The organism is Streptomyces sp. NPDC002889 (assembly GCF_042888425.1).
Taxonomy (GTDB): Bacteria; Actinomycetota; Actinomycetes; order Streptomycetales; family Streptomycetaceae; genus Streptomyces.
In genome coordinates this window covers 20,026-27,099 of record NZ_JBIAPT010000043.1, presented here as the reverse complement: position 1 = coordinate 27,099, position 7,074 = coordinate 20,026, and the positions used below count along the sequence as shown (strand labels likewise).

7 protein-coding genes are annotated in these 7,074 nt (G+C 69.8%); 2 read left to right on the top strand and 5 right to left on the bottom strand.

Annotated features, from left to right (window positions below):
• Positions 1-192: 192 nt before the first annotated feature.
• From ACFYWI_RS36940 to ACFYWI_RS36930, 3 genes are read right to left on the bottom strand one after another with little or no spacing between them, the layout of a single operon-like run.
• Positions 193-1,485, bottom strand: a complete 1,293-nt coding sequence (locus ACFYWI_RS36940) for an ABC transporter substrate-binding protein (RefSeq protein WP_389240325.1) — start codon at positions 1,483-1,485, stop codon at positions 193-195.
• Complete coding sequence (locus ACFYWI_RS36935) at positions 1,485-2,327, bottom strand: carbohydrate ABC transporter permease (protein ID WP_389240323.1); 843 nt, start codon at positions 2,325-2,327, stop codon at positions 1,485-1,487. The genes ACFYWI_RS36940 and ACFYWI_RS36935 overlap by 1 nt, the downstream gene beginning before the upstream one ends.
• On the bottom strand, positions 2,324-3,229 hold the full coding sequence (locus tag ACFYWI_RS36930) for a carbohydrate ABC transporter permease (protein WP_389240321.1): 906 nt from the start codon (positions 3,227-3,229) through the stop codon (positions 2,324-2,326). Before ACFYWI_RS36930 ends, ACFYWI_RS36935 begins: the two co-directional genes overlap by 4 nt.
• Positions 3,230-3,398: 169 nt before the next feature.
• On the opposite strand from ACFYWI_RS36930, the gene ACFYWI_RS36925 reads away from it, so the two are divergent.
• On the top strand, positions 3,399-4,250 hold the full coding sequence (locus tag ACFYWI_RS36925; protein ID WP_389240319.1) for a phosphotransferase enzyme family protein: 852 nt from the start codon (positions 3,399-3,401) through the stop codon (positions 4,248-4,250).
• Positions 4,251-4,374: 124 nt separating this feature from the next.
• On the opposite strand, the gene ACFYWI_RS36920 is transcribed toward ACFYWI_RS36925, so the two are convergent.
• Entirely contained in the window at positions 4,375-5,370 is a 996-nt protein-coding gene (locus tag ACFYWI_RS36920) for an oxidoreductase (protein ID WP_389240317.1), read from the bottom strand.
• 328 nt (positions 5,371-5,698) lie between these two features.
• On the opposite strand from ACFYWI_RS36920, the gene ACFYWI_RS36915 reads away from it, so the two are divergent.
• Entirely contained in the window at positions 5,699-6,268 is a 570-nt protein-coding gene (locus ACFYWI_RS36915) for a TetR/AcrR family transcriptional regulator (protein ID WP_389240315.1), read from the top strand.
• 81 nt (positions 6,269-6,349) lie between these two features.
• On the opposite strand, the gene ACFYWI_RS36910 is transcribed toward ACFYWI_RS36915, so the two are convergent.
• A complete protein-coding gene (locus tag ACFYWI_RS36910) occupies positions 6,350-7,063 on the bottom strand; it encodes a 3'-5' exonuclease (RefSeq protein WP_389240313.1) in 714 nt (237 codons plus the stop codon).
• Between the last annotated feature and the right edge of the window lie 11 nt (positions 7,064-7,074).

Sequence of the window (7,074 nt, the reverse complement as noted above, 5' to 3'; positions counted from 1 at the left end):
TTCCCTCTTCCGCCGCAACGGCTGGCTGTAGTTCCCCAAGTGGCGCCTGGTGAAAGCGCCTTCGGACCGGTACGCGCGGGAACGCACGAGAGACGCACCCGGCTCGCTCTGCCTTCAGCGGGTTCGTTCGGCTTCTGTTGCCTGCGTCGGCACGGGCACGAACGGAGCGACGGCCAACCAACATGGGTGGCTCTACCGCTGGTAGCGCGCGAGCACCGGATTGCCGTCGTCGACCAGCCGTTTCTCCAGCTCCTCGGCGTCGATCGCACCGCTGTAGAACTCCTGGTACGCCGGTGTGGCCACCTTGTCCTTCCACTCGGGGTAGCCGCGCACCGACTGCGCGGGAGCCGGGCGAAGATGGGCCGCGAGCGCCGCGCCCGTGGCCCAGCCGTCCTTCGCGGTGCGCAGCGCCGGATCGCGCAGCGCCTCGATACCCGTAGGCAGCATCCAGTCGCCCAGCGCCAGCCGCACCATGTTCGGCGGCTGCAGCATGAAGTCGATGAACTGCGCCGCTTCCTTCTTGTGTGCGCTGTCCTCGGCCACGGAGAGGGTCTGCGGGCTCACACCCTGGGCAGGTCCGCCCGGCCCGGCCGGGGCGGGCAGCACCGTCCACTCGAAACCTTCAGGCGCCTGCTGCACGATCTGCTGCCGGTAGGAGAATCCCAGCGGCACCATCGCGTACTTGCCGCCGAAGAAGCCGGGCAGGGTGTCCGAGCCGCCCACCCCGAGGGTGCTGCGGGCGGCGCTTCTGTCCGTGTTGACCTGGTCACGGATCGTACCGGGCACCACGGCGTCTCCGCGGGTGAACCCGATGGTGACCTTGCCGTCGTCGCCGCGGCGGAAGAGCCTGCCGCCCGCGGACAGCCCGAGGTTGAGGGTGACGGACACCGGTTCCTTCAGCGGCCAGGCGACACCGTACCTGCCCTCCCCCATCTGCCGGGTGAGTTCCTTGGTGACCTCGCGGAACTCCTCCCAGCTCCAGGGCTCGTCGACGCTCGGGACCCGGACACCGGAGGACTCGAGGAGCTTCCTGTTGGCGATCAGGACACGGGGCTCCTGCAGGAAGGGCACGCCGTGGATGCCCTCGCCGAAGGTGGTCGTCTGCCAACTGGACTGCGGGATGTCGGACTTCAGACGCTCGGGCAGCAGCTCGCGCAGATCGGCGAGATAGCCTCCGTAGGCGAAGTCGGCGAGGTCGTCGGAGGCGTCATGGATGATGTCCGGTGCCTCGCCGCCCTCGAAGGAGGTGAGCAGCTGGTCGTGCACGCTGTCCCAGCTGCCCTGGACGTACTCGACCTGGATGCCGGGATGGGTGGTGTTCCACTCCTTCACCAGTTCCTTGTTGGCGTCCACGGACTCCTTCTGCCAGGCGAGGGACTGGAAGCGGAGCCGGATCGTCGCGTCGGACTCCCCGCCGTCCCCTCCGCAGCCGGTCAGCAGCAGTGCGAGCGCGGCGAGAACCGCCGGCAGCATACGTACGTGCATCAGCTCTTCACCGCCCCGGCCAGCATGCCGCCTGTGATCCGCTTCTGGATGACCGCGAAGATGACGAGCGACGGGAGCGTCGCGAGGAACGCGGCCGCGGCGAGCGGTCCGAGGTCGGCGGCACCTTCCGCGCCGAGGAAATGCGTGAGGACGACCGGCAGGGTCTGTTTCTCGGGGGTCTTGAGCAGGACGAGTGCGAAGAAGAACTCGTTCCACGCGGTGATGAACGCGAACAGCGCGGTGGCGACGATGCCCGGGGCGAGCAGTGGCGCGGTGACCGAGACGAGGGTGCGGACCCGTCCCGCCCCGTCGACGGCCGCGGCCTCCTCCAACTCGCGCGGCACGGCCCGTACGTACCCGACCAGCATCCACAGAGCGAACGGCAGCGACCAGACCACGTACACCGTGACCAGACCGACCAGGGTGTTGATCAGATGCAGGTTCTTCAGGACGAGGAACAACGGAATGATCACCAGGACGAAGGGGAACGCCTGGCTGACGACGACCCAGCCGGTTGCCGCCGTGGCGAGCTTGCCGCGGGTGCGGGCCATCGCATAGGCCATCGGCGTCGCGATCACGACGGCGACAAAGGCGGCGGCGAGGGCGGCCAGCAGGCTGTTGCCCGCGGCCCGCAGCAGCGGCTGCTCGTCGAAGGCCTGGCTGAAGTTCTCCAGAGTCGGGTTCTCCGGGATCCAGGTGGGGTGCAGCGAGCCGAGTTCACGTGGCGGCTTGAAGGCGGTCGAGACCAGCCACAGGAACGGGAAGGCGAGGAAGACGAGATAGCACAGCAGCGCCACGTACTGGCCGGCGCGCGCGGACCTGCCGGTGCGGAGGGCCGTCATATGTCCTCCCCTCCCTTCAGCCGTCCTACGAGGTAGAACGCGAGCATCACCGAGACGACGGCGACCATGACGCAGCCCATCGCCGCCGCGTACCCGAACTGGCCGTACCGGAAGGCCTCTTCGTAGGCGAAGAGCATGGGCAGGCGGGTACGCCCGCCCGGTCCGCCGCCGGTGAGCACGTACACCAGTGCGAACGCGTTGAAGTTCCAGATGAAGTTGAGCGCGGTGATCGCGAGGGCGACGGGCTTGAGTGCCGGCCAGGTGACGGTACGGAATCGCCGCCAGGCACCCGCGCCGTCCAGCGCCGCGGCCTCGTGGAGCTCGTGCGGGGTGTTCTGGAGCCCTGCGAGCAGGGCGACGGTGGTCTGCGGCATACCGGCCCAGATGCCGACGGCGATCACGGCGGGCAGCGCTGTGGCGAGTCCGGTCAGCCAGTCCCGGCCGTCACCGAGGCCCAGGCCGCGGAGGGTCTCGTTGAGGATACCGGCGTCGGGGTGGTAGACGAGCCGCCACATGATGCCGACGACCACCTCGGGCATGGCCCAGGGGATGATCGCCAGCGCCCGGGCGAGCCAGCGCAACCGCAGTCGCTGGTCGAGCAGCAGGGCGAGGCCGAGGGCCAGCAGGAACTGCGGGACGCTGACCCCCACCGCCCACAGCAGGCCGATCCGGAACGAGTCCCAGAACAGCGTGTCGTGCAGCAGGTCCTGGAAGTTCAGCGCCCCGATCCACTCGGTGGGCTCGGTGCGGCCCGCCTGGGAGTCGGTGAAGGCCAGCGCGATGCCGTAGAGGAGGGGGCCGACGCTCAGCACCAGGATGGGGATCAGTGCCGGAAGGACGAGGAACCAGGCTCCGTGGTCCGCGCGTTTCCCGGACCGCGCCGTTGCGGTCGCCCATGTCACGTCATCGACTCCTTCGGGCGGCTCGTCCTGATCACTGCGGTATCCACCGGATCGTGCCGCCCTGGCGGCCCCCGTCATCGTCCTGACGGTCCGTGGACTCGTCAAGGCAGCGTGCACGGATGCGAGACTTTGGCGGATTCGCAACAGCGGTGAGCGGTGGGAGTGGCCGATGGACGAGGCGCAGGCACGCGAGGTACTGGCGGCCGCCGGGCTCCCGGCCGACGCGACGCTGCTGGCGCTCGGCGAGAACGCCGTGTTCGCGGCGGGCGATCTGGTGGTGAAAGTGGGCCGGGACGCCGAGCTGCTGCCCCGGGCCGAGCGCGAACTGGCCGTCGCCGCCTGGCTGGCCGACGCCGGTGTGCCCGCGGTACGGGCCGCCGAGCCGGAGCCCCGGCTTGTCGCGGGCCGTCCGGTGACCCTCTGGCAACGGCTGTCGGATGCCGTACGTCCTGCGCAGTCCGCCGATCTGGCCGGTCTGCTGCGCCTGGTCCACGCGCTGCCCTCCCCCTCGTTCACGCTTCCCCGCCGCGAGCTGCTCGGCGGTGTCGAACGGTGGCTGCGGCTGGCGGGCGAGGCGATCGACCCCGCCGACGCGGCGTATCTGCGAGCGCGCCGCGACGGGTTCGCCGACGCGGCGGCCGGACTCGTCCCGCATCTGCCGCCGGGCCCCATCCATGGCGACGCCCTGCCCCGCAACGTCCATGTGGGTCCGGACGGCCCGGTACTCGTCGACCTCGAGACGGTCTCGTCGGACCTGCGCGAACACGACCTGGTGGTCATGGCGCTGTCCCGGGACCGGTACGGTCTCGACCCCGGCGCCTACGACGCCTTCACCGAGGCGTACGGCTGGGACGTACGCGACTGGGAGGGCTGCGCGGTCCTGCGCGGCGCCCGGGAGACGGCGAGCTGTGCGTGGGTGGCCCAGCACGCGCCGGCCGACCCCAAGGCCCTCGCCGAGTTCCGCCGCCGGGTGGCGTCCCTGCGCGAGGACGACCCCGAGGTGCGCTGGTACCCCTTCTGACCGTCGCTCAGCTCACGGCCGGGGTGAGATCGCGCAGCGGCCAGGAGGCATCCACCACCGCACCCTCGGTGCTCTTCTTGCGCAGGAAGCGCTGGAAACAGGCCGCTGTGTCGGCGTGCCTGGCTCATGCCTCTGGTTCAGTCCGGCACCCTCTCGGTGAAGTCGATGTCGGTGCCGTGGGGGTCGGCGGCCGGTAGCACACGCCGGTGAGCTGTTCCGACAGACGCCAGAGGCGACGCGCCGTGATGGTGTCCCGCATGGCGCGCTCACCCTCGCGCAGGACGGGTTCGCCGCGCAGTTGCAGCAGCCCGTCGGGCACGACATAGCTACCTCCCGGCAGATCCGGGACGGTCGCGGCATGGAGGGAGGTCTTGGCGCCAGTGGGAGTGGGGCGGAACACGGAGCGCACGAGCAGGCGTACCAGGGCCCCGTACAGCCGTCCCCGGTCGCTGTTGGCGCCGCCCGTGAGCACATTGGTGCGCGTGAGTCCGGGGGCGACGGCCATGCTGCGCAGCCTCAGTCCGGCCGCGTCGGCCCAGCGTTGCAGCTCCACGGCAAAGTAGAGGTTGGCGCGCTTGGACTGGAGATAGGCGAACACCGTGCGATAACGGCGTTCGGCGTTGAGGTTGTTCAGGTCGAAGCGGGCGAAGCGCTGGCCTTCGCTGCTGACGGTGACCACACGGGGGTCAGCCGCGGTGAGCAGACGGGGCATCAGCAGCCCGGTGAGGGCGAACGTACCGAGGTGGTTGATGCCGAACTGCGACTCGAAGCCGTCAGCGGTCCGCGCGAACGGCACCATCGCGACACCGGCGTTGTTGACCAGCAGATCGAGGTTCTCGTGGTCCCAGCCGTCGGCGAAGTCACGAATGGAGCCCAGGTCGGCGAGGTCAAGTCTGCGTAGTTCCGCCCGGGCACCGGGCACCTCGCCGCACAGCCGTCGCAGGGCGGCCTGTCCACGTTCGGGGCTGCGGCAGGCCAGGACGACGTGGGCGCCGCGGCGAGCGAGTTCACGGGCGGTCACATAGCCGATGCCGCTGTTGGCACCGGTCACGACGGCCAGGCGCCCCGACTGGTCGGGGATGGAGGCCGACGTCCACCTTGCGTGGGCGACCTGCGGCACAGTCGGACTTCCAGGTCGGTGACCTGCTCCGCAAGGGGCGGCCCCGGCACCTCCGGTAGCGGTCCCGTTGGGGTCGTGTGCCATGGGATTCCTCTTCACAACAAGTGGTGGGATTGGGCGCGCACGTCCGCGCGGGTGAGCCGCGTACCGCGTCGCACCCATGACGGCCTGCATTCCAGTAGGACGACGAGCCGATCTATCGCAACGGGAAGTTGCGATAGCCTGAGCGTGCCATGCCTGCGTCGCCACGTCAACGCAACTGGGAGTTGCAATGGAGTCTGCTGACCCTCCGATGGGCCAGGCCCGCACGGCCGGGCGAGGTAAGAGGATGCGCGCCGCCGTCCTCGCGGCGACCCTTGCCGAGCTGACCGAGACCGGCTACCCCGCCCTGACCATCGACGGCGTCGCACAACGAGCCGGGGTCCACAAAACGACGATCTACCGGAACTGGAAGGACCGCGAGCGTCTCGTCGCCGATGCGCTGGTAGGCCACTTCGCCGTGGACATCCCCATTCCCGACACCGGAGCGATCGAGAGCGACCTGCGCGAGCTGGCACGTTCCCTTGTCGCCACCATGACCACCGAGGGAGGCCGAGCCCTGCTCGCCGCAGTGCTCTCCGACGCCGTCCGGCTCCCGGAACTCGCGGGAATCAAGCGCGCCCTGTTCGACGACCGCTTCCGTCGCGCGGGACCAGTCGTCACCCATGCTGTCGAGCGCGGCGAACTGCCCGTAGGAACGGATCCGACGGAGCTCCTGAAGACCCTTGTCGCACCGATCTACTTCCGGCTCCTGCTCACCGGGGAATCGGTCGATGAGGCCACCGCGGAGCATGCGGTCCAGGTCGCACTGGCTGCCGCCCGCGCCCGAGTGCTGTCCTCGCCCCGCCGTCATCGATGACCGGTCGGCACCGTCGGCGAGAGCACCGGCATCACGAACCGCAGTGCGTCGACGGATGCCGGCCGGCCCCCGCGAAGCGCGTCAGCGACTGTGCGGGATGACGGGCCACGCAGGCTCGATCTGCGCCGTCGGATTCGACGTGCGCCGCAAGTATCTCTGCAAGGAGGCCGACTGCTCGGCCGCCGCACGCACTTGAAGTTCATGCAGATCCGCCAGCGGCACCGAGCCTATGGAGGGGTGCGTCTCACCCATCCGCCGCGCAGTGCGGGCGGCGGCCACAGCGTCGGCTCCCGCGTTGTGCGCCTCGTCGAGCGGCACCCCGTAGTGTGCGCACAGCGCCTCCAGGGTGCGCCTCCCCTTCCGGTACCGGTCCGCATGCTTGTCGAGGACAAGTGGATCGATGACCGGGGACGGCGTCGCACCCAGCCGCTCCGAGAGCGGTTCGACCTCGTGCCGCCGGCACTCCCGGTCCAAGAGGGAGAGGTCGTACCGCGCGTTCATCACCACCAGCGGCGTGCCGGAACGGAGGACCTGCGCGACGAGCCGGGTGATCTCTTCGATCGCAGGAGCAGCCGAGACCCCGTGCCTGCGGGCCTGATCCGTGGAGATGCCGTGGATCGCCGCAGCCTGCTCGGGAATCACCACTCCGGGGTCGAGCAGCCATGTCCGCTCCTGCGCGAGGCGCCCGCCCGAATCCAACGTGACAACTGCCGCAGTGACGATGCGATCGGTCTCGATGTCGGTGCCCGTGGTCTCGAGGTCGAATGCAACCATCGGCCCGCTGGACCAGCTCATCACAGCGCCCC